Source organism: Shewanella pealeana ATCC 700345, from assembly GCF_000018285.1.
Classification (GTDB): domain Bacteria; phylum Pseudomonadota; class Gammaproteobacteria; order Enterobacterales; family Shewanellaceae; genus Shewanella; species Shewanella pealeana.
The window spans coordinates 3487399-3509109 of sequence record NC_009901.1 but is presented as its reverse complement, the minus strand read 5'-3'; the positions used below and the strand labels follow the sequence as shown (position 1 = coordinate 3509109).

At 45.4% G+C, this 21711-nt stretch carries 16 protein-coding genes; 6 read left to right on the top strand and 10 right to left on the bottom strand.

What is annotated here, in order from left to right:
* Positions 1 to 73: 73 nt before the first annotated feature.
* Both dnaE and tilS read left to right on the top strand, forming a co-directional pair.
* Entirely contained in the window at positions 74 to 3544 is a 3471-nt protein-coding gene (gene dnaE, locus SPEA_RS15160) for a DNA polymerase III subunit alpha (protein ID WP_041411019.1), read from the top strand.
* 41 nt (positions 3545 to 3585) lie between these two features.
* Positions 3586 to 4995 carry a tRNA lysidine(34) synthetase TilS gene (gene tilS / locus SPEA_RS15155; protein ID WP_012156092.1) on the top strand — a complete coding sequence of 470 codons (1410 nt, stop codon included), beginning with the start codon at positions 3586 to 3588 and terminating at the stop codon, positions 4993 to 4995.
* Between the two features lie 46 nt (positions 4996 to 5041).
* On the opposite strand, the gene dgcS is transcribed toward tilS, so the two are convergent.
* A complete protein-coding gene (gene dgcS / locus SPEA_RS15150; RefSeq protein ID WP_012156091.1) occupies positions 5042 to 5923 on the bottom strand; it encodes a diguanylate cyclase DgcS in 882 nt (293 codons plus the stop codon).
* A 297-nt stretch (positions 5924 to 6220) separates the two neighbouring features.
* On the opposite strand from dgcS, the gene SPEA_RS15145 reads away from it, so the two are divergent.
* Positions 6221 to 8170 (top strand): monovalent cation:proton antiporter family protein, encoded by a 1950-nt coding sequence (locus SPEA_RS15145; RefSeq protein ID WP_012156090.1) that lies wholly within the window; start codon positions 6221 to 6223, stop codon positions 8168 to 8170.
* A 77-nt stretch (positions 8171 to 8247) separates the two neighbouring features.
* Positions 8248 to 8976 carry an SGNH/GDSL hydrolase family protein gene (locus SPEA_RS15140; RefSeq protein ID WP_012156089.1) on the top strand — a complete coding sequence of 243 codons (729 nt, stop codon included), beginning with the start codon at positions 8248 to 8250 and terminating at the stop codon, positions 8974 to 8976.
* Here SPEA_RS15140 and SPEA_RS15135 read toward each other — a convergent pair.
* Together SPEA_RS15135 and SPEA_RS15130 are read right to left on the bottom strand one after the other, a co-directional pair.
* Positions 8969 to 10093, bottom strand: a complete 1125-nt coding sequence (locus tag SPEA_RS15135) for a patatin-like phospholipase family protein (protein ID WP_012156088.1) — start codon at positions 10091 to 10093, stop codon at positions 8969 to 8971. The two genes, SPEA_RS15140 and SPEA_RS15135, sit on opposite strands and share 8 nt — an antisense overlap.
* Before the next feature lie 218 nt (positions 10094 to 10311).
* Complete coding sequence (locus tag SPEA_RS15130; RefSeq protein ID WP_012156087.1) at positions 10312 to 12024, bottom strand: proline--tRNA ligase; 1713 nt, start codon at positions 12022 to 12024, stop codon at positions 10312 to 10314.
* Between the two features lie 408 nt (positions 12025 to 12432).
* Between SPEA_RS15130 and SPEA_RS15125 the strand changes: the two genes are divergently transcribed.
* Together SPEA_RS15125 and SPEA_RS23115 are read left to right on the top strand one after the other, a co-directional pair.
* Entirely contained in the window at positions 12433 to 13377 is a 945-nt protein-coding gene (locus SPEA_RS15125) for a carbon-nitrogen hydrolase family protein (RefSeq protein WP_012156086.1), read from the top strand.
* 140 nt (positions 13378 to 13517) lie between these two features.
* Positions 13518 to 13808 (top strand): hypothetical protein, encoded by a 291-nt coding sequence (locus SPEA_RS23115; protein ID WP_150102239.1) that lies wholly within the window; start codon positions 13518 to 13520, stop codon positions 13806 to 13808.
* An 89-nt stretch (positions 13809 to 13897) separates the two neighbouring features.
* Here SPEA_RS23115 and SPEA_RS15120 read toward each other — a convergent pair whose 3' ends face one another.
* The 7 genes from SPEA_RS15120 to SPEA_RS15090 form a co-directional block, all read right to left on the bottom strand.
* Positions 13898 to 14341 carry a universal stress protein gene (locus SPEA_RS15120; RefSeq protein WP_012156085.1) on the bottom strand — a complete coding sequence of 148 codons (444 nt, stop codon included), beginning with the start codon at positions 14339 to 14341 and terminating at the stop codon, positions 13898 to 13900.
* Positions 14342 to 14637: 296 nt separating this feature from the next.
* Complete coding sequence (locus tag SPEA_RS15115) at positions 14638 to 15267, bottom strand: acyltransferase (RefSeq protein WP_012156084.1); 630 nt, start codon at positions 15265 to 15267, stop codon at positions 14638 to 14640.
* Positions 15268 to 15275: 8 nt separating this feature from the next.
* Positions 15276 to 16046 carry a tRNA (N6-threonylcarbamoyladenosine(37)-N6)-methyltransferase TrmO gene (tsaA, locus tag SPEA_RS15110; RefSeq protein ID WP_012156083.1) on the bottom strand — a complete coding sequence of 257 codons (771 nt, stop codon included), beginning with the start codon at positions 16044 to 16046 and terminating at the stop codon, positions 15276 to 15278.
* 27 nt (positions 16047 to 16073) lie between these two features.
* Positions 16074 to 16457 (bottom strand): Rcs stress response system protein RcsF, encoded by a 384-nt coding sequence (rcsF, locus tag SPEA_RS15105; protein ID WP_012156082.1) that lies wholly within the window; start codon positions 16455 to 16457, stop codon positions 16074 to 16076.
* Positions 16458 to 16583: 126 nt separating this feature from the next.
* The gene (locus tag SPEA_RS15100; RefSeq protein WP_012156081.1) at positions 16584 to 17987 is read right to left on the bottom strand and encodes an amidohydrolase family protein; all 1404 of its coding nucleotides are present in this window, start codon (positions 17985 to 17987) and stop codon (positions 16584 to 16586) included.
* Positions 17987 to 21019 (bottom strand): amidohydrolase family protein, encoded by a 3033-nt coding sequence (locus SPEA_RS15095; RefSeq protein ID WP_012156080.1) that lies wholly within the window; start codon positions 21017 to 21019, stop codon positions 17987 to 17989. Before SPEA_RS15095 ends, SPEA_RS15100 begins: the two co-directional genes overlap by 1 nt.
* A 157-nt stretch (positions 21020 to 21176) precedes the next feature.
* On the bottom strand, positions 21177 to 21569 hold the full coding sequence (locus tag SPEA_RS15090) for an H-NS histone family protein (protein ID WP_012156079.1): 393 nt from the start codon (positions 21567 to 21569) through the stop codon (positions 21177 to 21179).
* Positions 21570 to 21711: the final 142 nt, after the last annotated feature.

Here is a 21711-nt window from a genome sequence, read left to right as displayed (position 1 = left end):
CAGTCACCCCATGTTTTACTCTGTAAGATTGACTAGCAGTCTTCAACTATCAAATAGAAAGATACTCCATATTATGTCTGAACCACGTTTTGTTCACTTGCGCGTCCACAGCGACTTTTCAATGTCTGATGGACTGTCTAAAGTTAAGCCCATTATTGCTAAAGTGGCTGAACTTGGGATGCCGGCAGTTGCGTTAACTGATCAAACAAATATGTGTGGTTTGGTTAAGTTTTACGAGGCTTGTCATGGTAACGGTGTTAAGCCAATCATCGGCACCGACTTTTGGGTCAAAGTCCCGGGGTTCGATGAATTTTGCTCTATTACAGCTTTAGCGATGGATAACACAGGTTATTCAAATCTGACCTTGTTGATCAGTGACGCTTATCTTCGCGGTAACATCAACGATAAAGCGGTGATCGATCACGAGTGGCTAGCCAAGTATAGCGAAGGTCTCATTTTGCTTTCGGGCGCTAAAGATGGCGATGTCGGCCGTGCGTTATTGAAAGAGAACCAAAACCAGGTGGACTCACTAATTGAGTTCTATAAGACTCATTTCCCCGATAGATATTATTTAGAGTTGTTGCGTACCGGTCGTCCTGACGAAGAGCGCTATTTACACATGGCTATCGCACTTGCTGAGCAAAAAGACTTGCCAGTGGTCGCTACCAATCAGGTGGTATTTAACAAGCCAGAGCAGTTTGACGCCCACGAAATTCGAGTGGCCATCTACGATGGTTTTACCCTTGCCGACCCCCGCAGACCGAAGAAATACAGCGACCAGCAGTATTTTAAAAGCAGCGATGAGATGTGTGAGCTGTTTGAAGATATTCCTGAAGCGATTCAAAATACGGTCGAAATTGCTAAGCGTTGTAACGCTACAGTAAGACTGCACGAGTACTTTCTGCCTAACTTCCCTACGGGCGACTTGACCATTGAAGACTTTTTAGTAGATGTATCAGAAAAGGGCTTAGAGGAGCGACTAGAGTTTCTTTTTCCTGACCCTGAAGTCAGAGCGGAGAAGCGCCCTGAATACGATGAGCGTCTCGATATTGAGCTTAAAGTAATCAACCAGATGGGTTTCCCGGGTTACTTCCTTATCGTAATGGAGTTTATTCAATGGGGCAAAGATAACGATATCCCAATTGGCCCAGGTCGTGGTTCAGGCGCCGGTTCCTTGGTGGCTTACGCCCTTAAAATTACCGATTTAGACCCACTCGAATACGATTTACTGTTCGAGCGATTTCTAAACCCTGAACGTGTATCAATGCCCGACTTCGACGTCGATTTTTGTATGGATAGACGTGACGAGGTAATCGATCACGTAGCAGACCTTTATGGTCGTGACGCGGTATCTCAGATCATTACTTTTGGTACCATGGCTGCTAAAGCGGTAATTCGAGACGTAGGCCGTGTGCTTGGCCACCCCTATGGTTTCGTCGATCGTATCTCTAAAATGATCCCGGCTGAGCCTGGTATGACTTTGGCTAAAGCATTCGAGGTCGAGCCAGGCTTACAAGAATCTTATGATGGCGATGAAGATGTTAAAGATCTCATCGACATGTGTCGTATTCTTGAAGGTGTAACCCGTAACGCGGGTAAGCACGCCGGTGGTGTGGTCATCGCGCCGACGAAAATCACCGACTTTTCTCCTATTTACTGCGATACAGAAGGCTTAAATCCGGTCACTCAGTTCGACAAGAACGATGTTGAAACAGCTGGTCTTGTTAAGTTCGACTTTTTGGGCCTAAGGACGCTGACCATTATCGACTGGGCACTACAGATGGTGAACAGCGTCAAAGACAAGAATGGTGAAGAGCGGGTTCGTATCGAGTCGATTTCACTGACCGATCCTAAGTGTTTTAAGTTATTACAGCGCTATGAAACCACTGCGGTATTCCAGCTGGAATCCCGTGGTATGAAAGACTTGATTAAGCGTCTTCAGCCAGATTGTTTCGAAGATATGATCGCACTGGTTGCTCTGTTTAGACCGGGCCCTCTGCAGTCTGGCATGGTTGATAACTTTATCGAGCGTAAGCACGGTCGAGAAGAGGTGTCATATCCTGATGCTGAATATCAGCATGAGTCGCTAAAAGAGCTGTTATCACCTACTTACGGCATTATTCTGTATCAAGAACAGGTAATGCAGATTGCGCAGGTGCTCGCCGGTTATACCTTGGGTGGCGCCGACATGCTTCGTCGTGCCATGGGTAAGAAAAAACCTGAAGAGATGGCCAAGCAGCGTGGTACGTTTGAAGCGGGTGCAATAGAAAACGGTGTAGATGGACCCCTGTCGATGAAAATCTTCGACTTGGTGGAAAAGTTCGCGGGTTACGGTTTTAACAAATCACACTCCGCCGCTTATGCCTTGGTTTCTTATCAAACTCTGTGGCTAAAGACGCATTATCCGGCGCAGTTTATGGCGGCGGTAATGTCGGCGGATATGGATAACACCGACAAGATCGTGACCTTAGTTGATGAGTGTGAGCGCATGGGAATGCCATTGCTACCACCCGATGTAAACAAGGGCTTGTTTAGATTTACCGTCGATGATGACTTAAACATTGTTTATGGCATTGGCGCAGTTAAAGGCGTGGGTGAAGGCCCAGTTGATTCTATTCTTAAAGCACGTGAGAACGGACCTTTTATCGACTTGTTTGATTTCTGTGCTCGTATCGACTTAAAAAAACTTAACCGCCGCGTGATTGAAAAGCTAATCTGCGCTGGTGCACTCGATAACTTAGGTCCGCATCGTGCGGCAATGATGGCAACCTTGCCAGAGGCGATTCGCGCAGCGGATCAACATGCCAAAGCCGAAGCTATCGGCCAGCACGATATGTTTGGTTTGCTTAATAGCGAGCCCGAAGACAGTAAGCAGCAATTTGTTGAGTGTACGCCTTGGCCTGACAAAGTCTGGTTAGAAGGTGAGCGAGATACCTTAGGTCTGTATCTGACAGGTCACCCGATTAATCAGTATTTGAAAGAGCTAAAACACTATACATCAGGTCGCTTGAAAGATGTCCACCCAACGGAGCGCGGTAAGACAATGAAGGCCGCCGGTCTTGTGGTTGCAACCCGTGTGATGATGACCAAGCGTGGCTCTAAGATGGGACTTGTTACGCTTGACGATAAGAGCGCACGTTTAGAGGTGATGCTATTTACCGAGGCTTTCGAGAAGTTTAATCATCTGCTCGAGAAAGACCGTATTTTGATTATCGAAGGAGAGGTGAGTTTTGATGATTTCTCCGGTGGTAACCGGATGACGGCGCGTAATATCATCGATATGGGCGAGGCAAGAAGTCACTTTGCTAATGCGGTAGAGGTGGAGCTGCAATCAGATAAGGTTAATGCCCTGTGGTTGAATGAATTCAAGGCTGCAGTAGAGCCATGGAAAGCAGGAGCTGTGCCTGTGTTGATAAACTATGCTCAGCCACAATCACAAGCGCAATTTACCCTAGGTGATGAGTGGCGCGTAAACCCGACCGATGAGCTTATGTTGGCGCTAGAGTCGTTAACAGGTTCAGGCAAAGTTAAGATCGTTTTTTAATACTGTTTTTAAAACTCTTTTTAAGGTAATGGCTTTCTAATATGGATATCTCGGCTTCTATCTCAGAGTGCATGAAGTTGTTACCTCAGCGCTCAATAAACACCGAGGTAACAGGCGAACAAGTGTGCCAGAAAAGGCGCAAGCTGGTGCTGGCGTACAGTGGTGGCGTCGACTCTGAAATATTGGCTCACGGCCTTTCACAGTTCGCTAAAGCCAATTTGGATATTGAGTGTCTTCTGGTTCATGTTCATCACGGCTTAAGCCTCAATGCTGACTCATGGGCAAAGCACTGCGCTTCTCAGGCTCAGTACTATGAACTCGGCTGCGCTATTAAGCGAGTCGAGGTTAAGCTCGCCCCACGGGTGAGTGTAGAGGCGCAGGCTCGCACTGTTCGATATCAGGCACTGTTATCTGAGCTTGAGCAAGGTGATGTGTTGATGACTGCGCACCATCAAGACGACCAGCTCGAAACCGTTTTGCTGGCATTAAAGCGAGGTCTCGGCCCTAAAGGCTTGGCCGCCATGGGCAAGGTGCAGTGCTTTGAACAACAACACTGGCTGATTAGGCCACTGCTAGATTTCAGTAAAGTAGAGATTGAAGTCTACGCAAAACAGCACAATATTTCCCATATTGAAGATGAAAGTAATTTCGATGATAAGTACGACAGAAACTTTCTTCGCTTAGAAGTTATTCCAACACTTAAGCAGCGCTGGAGTGCCATTGCGGCAACGGCTAGTCGCAGCGCCGAAATATGTGCACTGCAGCAATCGGTTATCGATGAAGAGACTGCAGTTAGATTACCGCAACTTCAGCATCACAAAGCCGGGGAGTGCACCTTAGATTTAGACAAGCTCGCAACTTATTCTAAGGCCTGGCAGTCCCTGTTGCTGCGTGGCCATATGGAGTCGTTAGGCTTTGCTCCGCCATCTAAGGTACAAGGTGAGGAGATCTTAACTCAGTTGTTAGAGGCAAAGGCTGATGCGAGTGTTGAAATACGCCTAGCAGATGTGGTCATCAGGCGCTTTAAACGAGATGGATATTTTTTATCGCTAATTTCAACGCAGCATAAAGCGAAGAAAACCTATCCAGCGTTAGCACTTAATAATATTGAAGTGTTATTGAGTGGTGACGTTTTATTGCCAACCGGTAGCCATCTATTTGCACAAACTTGTACAACTGGCGCTCGACTTAGATTACCAACTGACTTAGAACAGGTTTCCATTGTATTTGCACTGCCTGGTAGTACGCGATGTCAGCCCCATAACCGTAGCAAAGGTCGCGAGCTAAAGAAGTTGTGGCAAGAACTCGAATTACCCCCTTGGGAGCGTGGACGAGTGCCTCTGCTGTGTTTTGACGGTAAACTGGTGGCGGCTTGTGGTTATTGGGTAGAGAAATCCTATTTAGCGAGCAACCAAGCTTTGGGACTCAATCTGAGTCTTAGACACGCTTGAGTGGGCAGTTAGCCCTGTCTACAATTCTTCATTCATCTGACTGCTTCTAAGCGGCACAAATTTGGTAGCATTGTCTACCTGCCGCTTTTGCTTCATATAAGGCATTATCGGCGCGCTGATATAGGCTACTTTCAGTATCTTTATCTTTCCATTGAGTAACCCCCATACTGGTGCTTACTTGATACTTTTCTAAGTAGTGATGATTGAGAAGTGCATCGAGGATGCGATTGCATAAAACTCGAGCCTCATCAACATCGGCTTGTACTAGCAAAGTAAACTCATCACCACCAATTCTAAATGCTTGGTCAGTGTCTCTTATCGTGGCATTGAGCATGTCGGCAAATTCAACTAAGGCGCTGTCACCTAATTGATGCCCAAAATCGTCATTAAGTTGTTTAAAATTGTCTAAATCTAAGACGATAAGAGAAAAGCTGCTTTGGTTACGTTTGGCTCGGGCAATCTCCTTTTTTAGAGATTGTTGGTAGTAATGACGATTACCTAGCTTAGTGAGCGCATCATACATGGCTTGCTGTGACATTTCTTGATATTGAATGGCGTTAATAAGCGGTTGTAACACTAGGTCTTTAAGCTGATTTAACATCAAGGTTTGCGACGGCACTAAGGCAGCTTTTAGATTATAGTTAATGGTAACTTGCTGGTCGGAAAAGGTCAGTTTTTGCTCGAAGGCATAGCCGTATGTTTGACCCCAATGAAACTGATATTGTTTATAAGTCAGACGTACACCGTAAAGCGGCAAATGTTGTCCCATTATCTGGCCAAAGCAGGCAAACACTGTCCTTGGATCTAAGTGTTGATGCAGTTGTTGGATAATATTGACAAGATCGATATCCAACGACGTCGACATTCCTATCTCAGTCTGCTGGCGATACTTGATAGGGAAGGACTCTGTTGCTAAGCCAAGTTCCATTGGTTTTTTCTCCCAGTGTTTTGTTACAGCGTCAATATGACTTACCTTGTCTAAGTAAGCAAAAATCGTGCCTTTACTGTGGTGTATTATCTTTGTAGGGTTCGTTGTTATCTTTTTTATTATCACTTCCCTTAACTGTATTGAACTTGAACAACAGCAAGAACAGATGGAAATTGGTGTGATAGGAATAATCATTTGTCTTTATTTGTCATTCAGTTAATCTCTAGTTAATCGAATGGAAAATATTGGTGTCGATATTTTGACGGATATCGATGGGCTAAGGAGAACACCGCACGCATGGAACACAGCTTTCTGATCCAAATATTGCTGATGCTGGTCATTGCCATTGTTTCAATTGCCATATTAAGGCGCGCCGAATTACCCGCTATTTTGGCGTATCTAGTGACAGGTGTGATAAGCGGTCCAAGTGGTTTTCATTGGTTTACTCAGCATCAGATGCAGTCGGTTGCCGAGCTCGGCGTTGTGTTACTGATGTTTAGCCTAGGTCTCGAGTTTTCTTTACCAAGACTTTGGGCGATGCGCCGTACTGTATTTGGTCTAGGTAGCGCTCAAGTCGTTGTGACCACCGTTTTGAGCATGGCAATCGCGCTGTTATGTAATCTTAGCGTAACCGAGTCTGTTATCGTTGGTTCTGCAATCGCACTTTCTTCTACAGCGATTGTGCTTAAACTCCTCAATGAACAAGGTTGGCTGAGGCGACGCCATGGTGAGCTCTCCGTAAGTGTGCTGTTATTTCAAGATATTGCCGTTGTTCCCCTGCTGATTCTTATGCCCATCTTGGCAAGCGATGGTGACGCCTTGATGTGGAGCGATGTGGTTTACGGTTTGCTCAAAGGGGTTCTCGCCTTTATTGCCTTGATGGCGTTTGGTAAGTGGGCTTTGCCTAAATTATTCGATGAGGTGGCGCGCTCACGCTCTAATGAGCTATTTGTACTATCGACTTTAGTCGTTGCCTTAGTGACTGGAGCAATAACCCAGTGGCTGGGTTTATCTATGGCATTGGGCGCCTTTATGGCGGGGATGTTATTGGGGGAGAGTCAGTATCGGCGTCAGCTCGAGGCCGATATTCGCCCGTTTAGAGATCTATTGATGGGATTGTTTTTCATATCAATAGGCATGCTGTTGGACTTTAGATTAGTCGCGCAGTTTTGGTGGCAAATCATCTTAATTTTGATTGCTGTTATCTTAGGTAAGTCACTTATTATCTATTCATTACTTAAGCTTGCTAAAGAGTCTTTTCGCTCTTCGGTGGCAACGGCACTGAGTTTGGCGCAAGTGGGAGAATTCAGTTTTGTGGTGCTGGCGCTGGCAGTCAACTATCAGTTATTGGACGCTAAAACCAGTACCATGTTGGTGATGGTTGCGGTTTTATCTATGGCATTAGCGCCTTGGTTGGTACGCCATAGTGTAGACATTGCCAGAATGCTTCAAGGGCTAAAGCCTAAGGCTGAGAAGAGTGAGCCGCTTAATGTTCAGGTCGACACTAAGGGAGACCTAGTTCTAATCTTGGGCTATGGTCGCGTCGGCCAGACCATTGCACGATTTATGAAAACAGAGGCGATCCCCTATTTAGTGTTAGATCTTGACCCCAAAAGGGTTTCTGAGGCGAAAACGGCAGGAGAGCCAGTTTATTTTGGGGATGTCTGCAAGAGAAGCATCCTTAAGCAGGCCAAGATCCGCGAAGCAAAACTCATCGTGTTGACCTTCAGCAGCGAGAGAATACTCGAAGAGGTCTTGCCCCTATGCCGGCAGCTTGCTCCAGAAGCTAAAATTCTCGTTCGCACCCGTGATGACTCAGGAATGGAAGAGTTAGAAAAGGCGGGTGCCAGTCAAGTGATCCCTGAAACACTCGAAGGTAGCTTGATGTTGGTGTCGCAGGTACTGTATCAGTGTGGTGTGCCCCTGGCACGAATTTTAAAGCGGCTAGAATCCGAGCGGAGAAATCATTATCAATACTTACACGGCTTTTTTTCTGGAGCGGAAACTGACTTAACCTTGGAACTATTGCATGCGGTTGCTTTACCAAAAGGCGCTAACGCGGTGGGGCAGACCTTATCCCAGATCCCTTGGAGTAAACTCAAGGTGGAGTTAAGAGCGGTAAGGCGAGCTGGTGCAGAAGTTGAAAATCCAGAATTAGATTGGAAGATAAAGTCCGGTGATATTCTGATCTTGTTAGGCAAGCCAAGACGAATAGAGAAAGCGGAGATATTTCTTTTGCAAGGTTAGGTTGCGGCTAGAGAGCAAAGATTGGCTATAGTTGTTTGTTATTAGCTTAAGCAGTCGTAAAAGCAAGGAGTGGTCTAGTGCATTATCTTTTGTTTATCTTGCTAGCGCCCATCCTATTTTTTCAGGGCCGAATAGTTAAGAAAATCACCCCTCAATTACCCGAAGCAGCAGGTCCAAGGCATGGCTCTGCTGGTGAAGGCAAAGCAATGTCGGTATTAATTTTAGGTGATAGCGCGGCAGCGGGAGTCGGTGTCGAATATCAGAATCAAGCATTAACAGGCGTTGTTGTTAATCATCTTGCTCAGTTATATCAGGTCGATTGGCGTTTATTAGCTAAGTCTGGCCATAACACTGCGCAGACAATTGATATGTTGCAACAAGCGTTAGCTAATCAGCATGGCATGCGCTTTGAGGCTGTGGTTGTTTCGCTTGGTGTAAATGATGTTCTAAGTCCATTAACCGTCAATAAATGGATAAGACAACAACAAGCTTTAATTGAGCTTATAACTCGAGAGTTGAACTGCCGGCACCTGATCCTGACGCGAGTGCCACCTATGGGAGATTTTCCCGTGCTGCCGCAGCCATTGCGTTGGTTTCTAGGTCAGCGCAGTCAAGCCTTCAATCGCCAGTTACTGCGTTATGCACAGCGAGAACCAAGGTTTACTCTGTTAGATTTTGGGCATCAACTTAATTGTGATGCAATGGCGACTGATGGCTTTCATCCGGGAGAGTTAATTTATAAAGACTGGGGAAAGAGCGTGGTGAATGTGCTTTTGGCGCAAGAAAGCAGCTCTGACGTTAATTGATATTAAAAAAGTGCTTAATTTCATCAATCTGACACATGGCATCTTCATAGCCCAATTCTATTAAAGCACTGCAGTAGCCTTGCTCAAACAGTAGATAAGAAACGATACTCGAATCAGAGTGCTCGTTTATTCCAAGCACCTTCATCATAGATTTAATGGCGAATGGCATATCTTGAAAGTACCGTGATGCCATTGCACTGAGATCTTCGCTAGGTTTAATCACTAAGGTTTCAATATTTTTCAGCGCTAATTTGCTTTTACTTGCTTCAGGGATCAAATCTAGGGTGCTATTGATCCTTTCTAGCCTTTCTAGATCGCTATTGAGCGTATCAGAGAAAATAGTATCGAGTAAGTGACCCGCTATTGTTGCTGTCTTTGGGTGGTGCTCAAGCTCTTTCGGCTGAATCTTATGGGGGCTTTCAAGGTTAATCACCATGATTTTTTCTGCTCCCAGATGAATGGGGCTGCTGAGTGGCGCCAACTGATGTACTGAGCCATCACCGTAGTATTCCTGATTTAAACGCACAGAGGGAAATACCATAGGGATAGCTGAGCTTGCCAGTAGATGATCAGTATTTAAGCGGGTACGCAATCCGTGTCGTCTATCTCTTTGCCAATTCTCAACATGGGCGTTAGCCTGAAAAAAAGTGACTGAACGCGAGTTGTTATAGCATGAGGTGTCGAGACTAACGGCTTCCAGTGCGCCGCTATTAATATTACGGTCGATTCGCTCGAAGCTAATTAAATCGTTGAGTAATGTTCTTAAAGGATCGCTATTAAATAGGCTGCCAGCACTGCTAGATGCGCCATCACTTTGTAGCCCTTTTAAGGCCATTTTACTTAAGTGATTTAGCACGCCATGAATCGATGCTTGATAGACTTTTCGGGCATGGATGTGACGCCATACCCATTCAAGTTTACGCACTCCTAAGTGGAAGCAAGACGCATGGGTAGCGATAGAGGTCGCGTTAATTGCACCTGCGGAAGTGCCGCAGACAATTCTAAAAGGAATGCCATGGTTACGAGGATAAAACTGCACTATAGCCTTGAGCACGCCAACTTGATAGGCGGCTCTTGCGCCACCACCACCTAGTACTAGGGCCGTTTTATTTGGCAATTAGACGCTCCTTATCGCTTGAAAACTAAAACTTATTCAAAAAATCTGCTTGATTTTAGAATATGTGAGTCAACAAGGATCTTCAAGTTGTTAGTGCGAAACTTAAACAAATTTGTATCGGGAGTCAGTTTTAGCGGATGTATTTACAAAAAAAACGCCGATGATGTCATCGGCGTTTTTTATTGTTCTAGCGAACGGTCTGTTAAGTGTGCAGACGATTAAGCTTGTTGCGCTTTTAAGAACTCAACGATTTGGTCTAGTGGAATATCTTGCTTCTCACCAGTACGACGGTTCTTGTATTCGAACATGCCGTTATCGATGTTACGATCACCAATAACCACAACGTGTGGAATACCGATAAGCTCCATATCAGCAAACATCACGCCTGGACGCTCTTTACGGTCATCGAACATCACTTCGATACCTGCATCGTTTAGGTCTTGATAAAGCTGCTCTGCGATATCTTTAACGCGATGCGACTTGTGCATGTTCATTGGCAAAATACCAACTGTGAACGGTGCAATCGCTTCAGGCCAGATAATACCGCGATCATCATTGTTTTGCTCAATTGCAGCAGCTACCATACGGCTTACACCCACACCGTAACAACCCATTAGTAGAGTCTGTGACTTACCATTTTGGTCAAGTACGTTGGCATTCATCGCTTCAGAGTAGTTAGTACCTAACTGGAAGATATGGCCGACTTCAATACCGCGAAGTAGGGCGATAGTGCCTTTACCACATGGGCTAGGCTCACCTTCGATGATGTTACGTAAATCGAATGCTGGTGCTTCTGGTAGATCGCGCTCCCAGTTAATGCCGAAGTAGTGCTTGCCATCTTGGTTTGCACCGGCGCCAAAGTCGCTCATGATGCTAACGCTGTGGTCAACAAATACTGGCATATTTAGGCCAACAGGACCGATAGAACCTGTGCCTGCGCCAATAGCATCACGGATAGCCGCTTCATCAGCAAACTCAAATGGTGCTAATACTGCATCTAACTTTTCAGCTTTAACTTCGTTTAGCTCGTGGTCGCCACGAATAACGATAGCCACTAATGGCGCTTCTTCAGTCGCACCTTTAACGATTAGTGTCTTAACTGTTTTCTCAATCGCAATACCGTGCTGTTCTACAAGTTCAGCAATTGTCTTAGCGTTTGGTGTGTCAACTAACGTCATTTCGCTGGTTGCGGCTTGACGTGTTTCAGTTGGCAGAGGCGCTTCACATTTTTCAATGTTTGCCGCGTAATCGCTTTCCGTTGAGTAAGCGATTAAGTCTTCACCACTGTTAGCCAATACGTGGAACTCGTGTGACATGCTGCCACCGATAGAACCCGTATCAGCCATAACTGGACGGAAAGCTAGGCCTAAGCGAGTAAGAATGTTGCTATAAGCTTGGAACATCGCTTCATAGGTTTCATCCATAGTTTCTTGATCGATATGGAAAGAATATGCATCTTTCATCAAGAATTCACGTGAACGCATTACACCAAAACGTGGACGAACTTCGTCACGGAATTTGGTTTGAATTTGGTATAGGTTAAGTGGTAACTGCTTGTATGAGTTAACCTCTTTACGCACGATATCGGTGATCACTTCTTCGTGAGTTGGGCCAAGTACGAAGTCACGGTTGTGACGGTCTTGGAAACGAAGTAGCTCAGGACCAAATTTTTCAAAACGACCCGTTTCAACCCAAAGGTCAGCTGGTTGAACCATAGGCATAAGAATTTCAACTGAGCCGGCCTTGTTCATTTCTTCACGAACAATCGCTTCGATTTTACGTAGTACACGCAAACCTGTCGGCAACCAGCTGTATAAGCCTGATGCGTTACGACGGATCATGCCCGCACGTAACATTAACTGATGACTAACGACTTCTGCGTTTGCAGGAGTTTCTTTTTGAGTTGATAGCAGGTACTTGCTTACGCGCATTACCGGTGTCCAAATTTGAGTTGAATGGGCGCTATTTTATCATTTGTAGGGGTTCTGTCACCTATGGATTTCGCGATTAGGTGGAATTTATTGGCTTTGTTTTGTCTCAATGGACTATTGCGTGAAAACGAACAGCATTAAGTTACTAAAAATTAAGCAATACAGCGCCGTATAGACTTGCACTGACGCTTTGCCATTATTACTTTCTCAGTCGTTCATTATGCCGTTAATTATAGGAGCGTCGGTAATCGCAATGCTCGGGTTTGAGAGGGCGGCAAAGCCATCTGTTTCGATTAAGCTAAACTTGAATATGCTGGCTAGCCTCGAGTTAAAACTTTCTGGCGCCATCCTTTTAATACGTCAATGAACACGCCATTAACTAAACCGTTCATTACAAGGGAGCAAATCATGAAAAAAGTCGCAATTATTCAAGAGGCGCCCTGTGTGCTAGATAAGAAAGCAACGATTCAAAAAGCCGTAGAAATTGTTCATTCGGTATCAGAAAAAGGTGCTGAACTTATTGTTTTCCCTGAGGCATTTATTCCAGGATACCCAGCCTGGATATGGCGCTTAAGACCTGGGGCGGACTGGGGCGTGAGTGAAGCCTTACATACGCGTTTGCTACAAAACTCGGTGGATATGTCATCGGATGATCTTAAGCCGCTATTAGAGGCGGCCAAACAGAGAGCTGTGACTCTAGTTTGTGGGTTAAACGAGCGAGATAATGCTAATAGCCAGTCGACCATCTATAACACCGCCATCACTATCGATCCCCAAGGGAAAATCGTTAACCATCACCGTAAGCTTATGCCGACGAATCCGGAGCGTATGGTTTGGGGCTTTGGTGATGGCCATGGGCTAAACGTGATTGCTACGCCAGTAGGAAAAATAGCGAGCCTCATATGCTGGGAAAATTATATGCCACTGGCGAGGTACGCCCTATATTCACAGGGGGTAGAAATATATATCGCACCAACCTATGACAGCGGTGAAGCTTGGATTGGCACTATGCAGCATATTGCTAGAGAGGGAAAGTGTTGGGTACTGTGCTGTGGTGTCGCGCTGCAAAGAAAAGATCTACCAGAAGACTTTCCCGATCTCGATAGACTCTACCCGGCAGATGAGGATTGGATTAATCCCGGAGACTCGCTCATCGTCTCCCCAAATGGCGAAATCATGGCAGGCCCCATGTCTAAAGAGAAGGGCTATTTACTGTTAGATATTGATGTGGCAAAGGCGGCTAGCTCAAAGCGGGCGCTGGATGTTGCAGGGCATTATTCTAGGCCGGATGTGTTTAAATTAGAAGTCGATAAGTCTCGTCAGTCACCAGTCAGCTTTAAGAATCAGAGCTAACTAAGCGAAACTTACTCAGCAGTGTTAACTTTTGCGTGAGAGCACCTTTTATACCAGTTTCCCATTAGTGAACTAGGTGTTAGATTAAGGCAGGATGTAGTCGCTCTATCCAAGGGCTTTTTCAGAGACAAGTTTAGATAATGCAATTGATATTTTTACCGCTACTTATCGTGCCTTTTAAGTACAAGCAATTCGGCCGTTCAGAGTGGTGCTTTACCCTGTTTTTTCTCGCCTACGCAGTAACGTTAGCAACGCTAACCTTACCCCTAAATTCAAGGTTAGGTAGTTTTTATATTGGCATACCTTCCATTTCATACTTCTTTTATATGTACCCAGAGATCCAGAATCAGTATTCATCGACAGTGCTACGAGGCTTGAGCTTTTTAGGCGTCGTCAGCGCGTTTATCGCCCTTGTGATTTTCTTTTATTAAGTATGCAGTGTTATGTCCTAACCTTAAGTGATAAGCCTTAGCCTTTAAGCTGGCTACAAAGCATCATTAATGCATGCTAGTAGATAGGATTATTTAACGACGAGAACAGGACACTTAGCCTGATTGGCGATGGCCTCGGCGACGTTGGGGTTTAACAGGTGAGACAGGCCTGTTAAACCATTGCTAGCAATCACTATCATGCCCACTTTTTGCTCGTCAGCTTCCTCTAAAATTTGCTCGACTACGCCGCCACTGCGAACGTTGGTATGTACCATTAACCCTCTAGGCATTTGCTCTCGCACCTCTGCCACAATCTGTTTTATCTTATCGTTGGCATAGGCTTCAGGATCTTGAAACTGCTCGGTTGGGCCGTTTATCACTATGCCAAAATCCGGTGCAACGTTAGGTAGGGACATCACATTTAATAGCCTAATGTTGACCTTATATAAGCTTGCCATCTCTACGGCATAACCTAAGGCATGAGTCGATGTTTCTGAAAAATCTATCGGACACAAGATATCGTGAGTACCCATAACCCCTCCATAAAAAACCAAGTATTGGAAAATCTAAGCCGTAACCACAAGCCGTAGACATAAGTCTTAAACATAAGCCTTAAATATAGGCGGATACATGTTGCGGCTCAAATTTGTTGGTAAACGAAAATTAAAACAGTGGAAATGACGGGGAACAATCTTTACTGCGGCGAGCTATGGACGTGTATATTTTTTAGAAAAGAGCATAAAGTGACCTAAATTGAAAGTGATTTAAATCGATAGTCACTTTTATACTTTCACATTGGTAGATTTGAAATTTAACGAGAGTGACGCTGTTAGCGCTTTTCTCGTCTATCGCCAATTACTCGAGCTGGATTACCCGCCACAATCGCGTAGTCGGCCACATCTTTGGTCACCACGGCCCCCATGCCTATTACGGCGTGATTACCTATGGTGACACCATCCACAATCCCCGCTTGAGCGCCAATCCATACGTCTTCCCCTATCACCACACCTTTGGAGTTAGAGGCTTGTTGATAGATTGGGGTATCGGGCGCCATACCGTGATTAAAGGCGTAGATGGTAACGTTATTAGCGATGCGGGTTTGATTGCCTATCTTGATCCCGTGACGGCCACCATCGAGGGAGCAACCGTGATTAATCGCCACTTCATTGCCTAATGTAATAGGGCCGTGCAAGAAGCTGTCAGCGGCTATCATACATTGATTGCCGATATTGATATCACGTCCAGGCTCTGCAAAAAGGTTCGCCTCTGGCGCCACGAAACAGTTATCGCCAATAGAGATGGTTTCTACCGCACTAAAATGAGCTTGCACTTCAGCTTGCCATGGCTTGGCCCACTGAAGATGTTTCTCTTTTAGTGAGAAATAAAGCCAAGGCATGTAAGACAAGCGCTTTTGATGCTGAGTTCGGTAATCGGGCTTAGTTACTGCTGGCTTTTCCATAGGTTTGCTTAACTCTGCGATGTTGGCTGAACTGATTGCGGAGCAGACGGTAAATCTTTACCAATCGTTGACGGGCGCAGTTCAGTGACTTCAATACCTTTATCTGTGATCACCCATAAGATATCTAAGTCATATAATGCGACTTGATAAAGCTTTGGATCGGCTTTGGCCTTCTTATAGGCTGGGCGTGGATCTTGGGCTAACACCCCTTCAATTAATTCAGCAAGGCGCGGGTAAGCGGGGTTTTGCAGATATTTTTCAAGCTGAGTTTGTGCTTGCTGATTGAAGTAAACATTGGCTAAAACCGGGGCGTCCTGGGCAATACCGCCTTGAGCATTCTCGATAGAATCTGAAAACGGAATATAGGGCTTAATGTCGATAATCGGTGTGCCGTCGAGCAGATCCATACCAGAGATCTCGAGACTGACCTTACCGTTATGGGTATGCACAGCATGCAGTTTTACCACTGACTGACCGATGCCGTTAGGTCTGAAGGTCGAGCGAGTGGCAAACACGCCAAGCTTTTCATTGCCACCCAGCCTTGGAGGACGAACCGTTGTCTTCCAGCCTGCCGCTAAGTTTTCATGGAAGCAAAATAGCAGCCATAAATGTGAGTATTGCTCTAAGCCTCTAACTGCATCAATTTGGTTAAAGGGCGGGGCTAACTCGACAAAGCCGCGTGCAGCGCTTACCAAACCTGGTTGTCTGGGGATACCAAACTTTTGTTTATAAGGAGTGCGGCAATAGGCGACGGCTTGAATTTGGTTACTAAAAGACATTAAGGCTACTTATAAAATAGTAAATAATTACTGTTGGATGTTGGTTGTCACAATCGCTTGGCCGACACAAAGCGCTCGGCTTACGCAATTTTGACTGGCTTCTTCAATCAATAAACAGTTTTTGATCACTAGTCCGTTGGCCTGTTTATCGGCTGCAGCTCGGCGAGCCAGAGTGCGTGCTTCACTGACCGAGGCCGGAGCATCATTTTCTGATACTTGGCAGGTTTCACCTTCGACCATGCCTTTCACTTCAAAAGGGCCTACAGGCTGAAGTGTACCTTCATAGACAGTGACATCGGATGCCTTAAAATAATCATTAATGGCATCGCTATCGAGATTACTGTTAAAGGTGTACTCACCCGCACAGCCACCGAGCAAAAGAATAAAAACTGAAGGTAATAGGTATTTCATGATCGTTGGCCTGTTTTATTATTGAGGTGAATGAGCCGTTTTGATGAATAAAGCTGCAATAAAAAAGTGCTCATAATGAGCACTTTTCCTACCGTTAGGCTTTATTCGCACTATAAGTTTGAAATTTTAGCGCTTTAGGTACTTTTGATAAAGCTGTTGATGACGATTATTAAGATCAATTTTACGACCATCGATATAGATTGACTCAATACCTGCCTGCATTGGGTCCAATATGTCACCCGTTGCCAAGATAATATTGGCTCTAAAACCCGGTGCTATCGCTCCCATATCATGGATATCTAACACTTTGGCTGCATCTAAGGTGATGCTCTTTAGCGCTTCCTCTTTGGTTAAGCCATAGGCAACAGTTTGCCCAGCGGCAAAAGGCAGATTGCGGCTATTCCAGTCAGACGAGAAGGCGAGGGCAAACGGCACCTGAGCCTGCTTGAGTAGAGCAGGAATTTTAAAGGCCAGATCGATCGGTTCATCGTTACGTTTAGGCAGCGTTAGCGTTCGGTTATAAATCACCTTGGCGTTAACTTCGGCAAGTGCGCCAGCGACGCGCCAGGCGTCGTAACCACCAACAATCACCAACTTAAAACCAAACTGTTTGCTTAGGGCGATAGCTTCCTCAATCTGCTTTTGCGACTGAGCATGAACAAATAGCTGCGCCTTGCCTTCATAGAGTGGCGCTAAAGCCTGCCAGCGAAGATCTTTCTTATTCACATTGCCCGACTTGGCGGCAAGCTGATAACGCTGACCATCTAGAAACGCGGCGTAAACCTTCTCGATTCGAAGCTTTAAATCTTGCTGTTGTTCCTTACGTTTGTCGCTATCTTTGGATAACCAACGAATATGAGGCCAGTAAAGGTGGAACTGCTTATTCGATTCGACTAAGGCATCTTCAACAGTCCAGCTGTCCATCGACACTAGCGCAGATTGTCCGGCTAACCCATCACCCTGAGGTACGACTTGGGCATGGGTAATACCATTGACTCTGACCGTTGGAATGATCTCCGAGTCAGGGTTAAAGGCTGAAATAGCCTCTAGCTGAGGGTTGATGTCACCCACCTCGTAGGCGTCATTGCTTGGGCGCATCATCTCCACTTCAATCAGGCCCATGGTGGTATCCAGCGCAATTAACCCAGGATACAGGTGTTTACCACTGGCATCGATAATTTGTACACCATCAAGCAGCTCTGAATAGTCCTGGCTCATTGAGGAGTTTAATGACGTGTTTGATGAATTGCTTGTTGCTGGCTCAGTTACTTCAGCTTTGGCTACATCTAAGTCTTGCGCCACGGCAATAACTTTACCATCAGCAATCAGTACATCGCTGTCTTGCATCACGCCATTAGTAACGGTGTGCACCGTAGCATTAGTAAATAGTATGGTTTGGCTTTGCGCCTTAGCCGGCAGCATGTCATGGGCATTGGCCATAAAACACAGTGGCAGGCTTAGTAGGGCGATAGTCTGCTTCAAAATTGTTTGCTTAAAAGCAGTGGCTCTAAAAGAGGCATTTAACGTCATTACAGTGCTCCTTTGGCTGACTGCTGCCATGCATTAAAGTGGGTATCGCAGTGCCATTCAGGCTCGGTTAACTCTATCGGGGTTTCGCCTTGTTTATGGGCATCATCGCTGCGAAGGACTTTTTGGATAAGTGCAGCGCGCTCTGTTGCAACCTCAGTTTGTGCAGTTCTGTCTTGTTCGCGGCTGAAATAGCGGCGGCCGCTAATCCAGGTAGAGTCGACCTTGGCGTAAACAGAAAGTGGCTGGTGATCCCATAACACGATATCGGCTTGTTTACCTTCAACCAATGAGCCGACCTTGTCTTCAATACCGAGTTGAATAGCAGGGTTGATGGTGATCATCTTCCACGCATCTTCTGCCGCCATGCCGCAATACATCATCGACTTTGCCGCTTCCTGGTTAAGTCGGCGCTGCATTTCATAGTCGTCGGAGTTGATGCTGGTGAGAACGCCTTTGTTTTGCATCAAGCAGGTGTTCTGTGGGATAGCATCATAGACTTCAAACTTGTATGCCCACCAATCGGAGAAAGTGGAGGCATGGGCGCCGTGCTCGGCCATCTCATCGGCGACCTTATAGCCCTCCAGAATATGGGTAAAGGTGCTGACTTTGAAGTTGTACGCCTCGGCAAGCCGCAAGAACATCAGTATTTCAGATTGCACATAAGAGTGAATATGAATATTGCGGGTTTGTTCTAACACCTCAGCAATTGCTTCTAAGCGATAGTTATACTGCGGCGCGACCGTGCGCCTGCGCTCGCTTGAGCGCATTTTTTTATAATCGGAGTGAGCCTTGCGATAGGCGAGTGCTTCGTTGAAAGCCTCGCTAAATAGGGATTTAACCCCGATGCGGCTCTGAGGGAAGCGACGGGTATAATCGTCACCCCAGTTACTCTGTTTAACGTTTTCACCTAAGGCAAACTTAATGCTTGCTGGCGCATCTTCAAACTTCAGTTGCTCGGCATTATCGCCCCATTTAAGCTGAATGATCTGCGCTTGGCCACCAATGGGGTTGGCGCTGCCGTGAAGGATCTGTGCTGTGGTGACACCGCCAGCAAGACCGCGGTAGATGGCGATATCATCTGGGTTGATCACATCGCCAATACGCACCTCAGAGGTGATAGCGTCAGTGCCTTCGTTTGTACCGCCGTTAAGGGCAATATGAGAGTGCTCGTCGATAATGCCAGCGGTGACATGCTTACCTGTGGCATCGATACTGGCATAGCCAGAAGGGGTCTTGAGGTTTTGGCCTATCTCTTCAATTTTTCCTCGGGCAATGATCAGATCGCTATTGCTGAGTACGCCGCTCTTATCTGAGGTCCAGATAGTGGCGTTTTTTATATGTACCTTATCTAGCGCCGGGCGCTCATTTAAACCATAAGCCACATTAGGCGAAGTTAGCTTGGAAATAAGCGCGGTTTGCGTTGGCTTATCTTGCTTACTCTCTATAGTAACTGGCTTGAGCTTTATTCCACCAAAAGGAATGGTTTGGTTACTGCTGTCGAGCAGTCTACCCGTCAGGCCTTGGTCATCTAACCAGAGGGTGAAGCGACTAACGCCTTTAAATCCCGCCTCAGATAGGTCGGCGCTAAACGTGAGCCGTCCTTGTTGGTAATCAAGGTTGGCTAGCTCAATGGTATTCTCACCGCTAGAAAGCGTACCACTTAAAGACGGAGATTGGCTAATGTTGAGATCGAAGGCCAGCTCGTTAAGCTGCAGCTGATAGGGCTTGTCGAGTAGGGCTCTATTGCGATTGATAAGCTGGCGCTCTTCACCCTGTAACCAGATACTGACAATCTTACCGTCATCGAAAATATTACCGTCGCTGATGACCAAGTCTGCCATAAAGCCAGGTTCGAGTTTACCCGCTAAATGATCGATCCCTGATATTTCAGCGGCGTCGGTGGTTAATGCGGCTAGGGCCGCTTCTTCAGACAAACCTCTTTCAACGGCTAATTTAAGCCTTGGCCAAAATTTATCAGACTCTATTCCGTATTGAGTTAATGCGAACGGAATTTCGGCATCTGCAACCTTGGCTAAATTACTTGGGGCGCGCTCCCAATGCCTTAATTGAGCTAGGCTGACTTCACGCTCACTATCACCGTCGATTATTTCAGGTGCGGCGGGATAATTAAGTGGCAGGACGAGGCTGAAAGGGTAGGACTTTAATTCCGTTAATCTTGCATATTCACGACCATTGCCAATTAGGCTGCCGCTTAACTCATGTTGGTTTAATAATTGAGCAGCTCTGAGCTGATTATTGAGGTTTTTAGTTTCAAAGATGAAACTTTGCTTTTTGGCGTCGGCTAGCCGCTCAAATGCAATATTAAACTCAACCGTCTCTCCAGAACTTTTATTCTTATTTTGGTTATACCAGTTTGCATCGGACAAGGTTTGTCTAATTAATGCCATACTGCCCATTAAAGATTGTGGATAATCTTGAACAGAAGAGCCTTTGTTAAAGGCCATAAATTGGCTCGTATGTGCATTATAAATAACATCATTAGCCTTCTTATTGGCTAACGATAATGTCACACCCTGCCCGCGAAATATTCCATCTAAATAGCTAGACTGGACACTGGTAAAACCATTATCAACCCATTTCTTTGCTTGTTCTTTATCTGGATAGACATAATTGAACCACTGCATCTCTGAATGGATTGCACCATTGCTTGCGTTACCGCCGATACGTTTAATTTCATATACGGGGCCTGATTTATCTTGAATCTCTCTTTCATAGTCGATGGCATATTCAGTAAAGGGATCAATAAAGCCTGAATATATAGTGTGCCCCGACAAATCTATTTCAAATGCCCCATCGGGAATATCGTTATCCTTAATGACGGCTTTGATTTTATTGTTTTCAATCAATAGGGTAGCATCTTTTAGCATGTTGCCTGGTGCCAGCATCAGGTTTGCATGGCTTAATGCCGTGAGTCTGGGGGTGTTGTCGGACAATTGCTCATTAGCAAATAGCGCTTGGCTATATAACAAGCTAAGTAAAGCGATAGGAGATGTGATTATATGTTTACGCATTATTCTACTTATTATTGTTAGATAAACAGGGAAATGATGAGCATATCCTAACTTATTAACAATGACTAAGCAGTAATTGTAACGACCAATGTGAAAATTTTAACCTAAAATGAAAAAGCCCCGCAATCGCAGGGCTCTTAGTTTGGATGACTCGATATTAGATCAAGAAGTCTTCCATTGTACGGCCGTTCTCAAGTTGGTTCTTAAATACAGTTGGCATACGGCCTTGACCAGTCCACTGTACCATTTCGCCATCAACTTCAATTTGATATTTAGCTGGACGAGGAGCACGCTTCTTAGGAGCGGCTTTAACGGCAGCGCCACCAATATCGTCAACAGATAAACCGATAGCTTCCATTTGCTTACGGATCTCTTCGATTTTAGCATTACGCTCAGCCATCGCTTCTTGTTCTGCAGCATCTTGAGAAGATTTTTCTTCAATGATTTTTTCTAACTTCACTGATAGTTCTTTTAAATCATTTAGTGACAAGTCTTTCACTGCAGCTTTAAAACGACGACCATGTGTCAATATTTCAAGAAAATCGCTCATAATTATTTAGGTCCAATTAAGAATAAGATAGGTAATAACTCTATTGGCTTAAATAATAGAAACTATTTGGATAAGGATCAAATATTATTTTTGAATTATTTATATCGTTAAATCGTTAATATGAATAACTTAACTATCATTG

What these genes read in the sequence shown, in the direction of transcription:
- SPEA_RS23115 (WP_150102239.1), top strand. Translation starts at nt 13,518, where the DNA reads ATGCAATTGATATTTTTACCGCTACTTATCGTGCCTTTTAAGTACAAG.
- SPEA_RS15100 (WP_012156081.1), bottom strand. Translation starts at nt 17,987, where the DNA reads ATGACGTTAAATGCCTCTTTTAGAGCCACTGCTTTTAAGCAAACAATT.
- SPEA_RS15120 (WP_012156085.1), bottom strand. Translation starts at nt 14,341, where the DNA reads ATGGGTACTCACGATATCTTGTGTCCGATAGATTTTTCAGAAACATCG.
- SPEA_RS15130 (WP_012156087.1), bottom strand. Translation starts at nt 12,024, where the DNA reads ATGCGCGTAAGCAAGTACCTGCTATCAACTCAAAAAGAAACTCCTGCA.
- rcsF (WP_012156082.1), bottom strand. Translation starts at nt 16,457, where the DNA reads ATGAAATACCTATTACCTTCAGTTTTTATTCTTTTGCTCGGTGGCTGT.
- SPEA_RS15095 (WP_012156080.1), bottom strand. Translation starts at nt 21,019, where the DNA reads ATGCGTAAACATATAATCACATCTCCTATCGCTTTACTTAGCTTGTTA.
- SPEA_RS15125 (WP_012156086.1), top strand. Translation starts at nt 12,433, where the DNA reads ATGAAAAAAGTCGCAATTATTCAAGAGGCGCCCTGTGTGCTAGATAAG.
- tsaA (WP_012156083.1), bottom strand. Translation starts at nt 16,046, where the DNA reads ATGTCTTTTAGTAACCAAATTCAAGCCGTCGCCTATTGCCGCACTCCT.
- SPEA_RS15115 (WP_012156084.1), bottom strand. Translation starts at nt 15,267, where the DNA reads ATGGAAAAGCCAGCAGTAACTAAGCCCGATTACCGAACTCAGCATCAA.
- dgcS (WP_012156091.1), bottom strand. Translation starts at nt 5,923, where the DNA reads ATGGAACTTGGCTTAGCAACAGAGTCCTTCCCTATCAAGTATCGCCAG.
- tilS (WP_012156092.1), top strand. Translation starts at nt 3,586, where the DNA reads ATGGATATCTCGGCTTCTATCTCAGAGTGCATGAAGTTGTTACCTCAG.
- SPEA_RS15145 (WP_012156090.1), top strand. Translation starts at nt 6,221, where the DNA reads ATGGAACACAGCTTTCTGATCCAAATATTGCTGATGCTGGTCATTGCC.
- SPEA_RS15090 (WP_012156079.1), bottom strand. Translation starts at nt 21,569, where the DNA reads ATGAGCGATTTTCTTGAAATATTGACACATGGTCGTCGTTTTAAAGCT.
- dnaE (WP_041411019.1), top strand. Translation starts at nt 74, where the DNA reads ATGTCTGAACCACGTTTTGTTCACTTGCGCGTCCACAGCGACTTTTCA.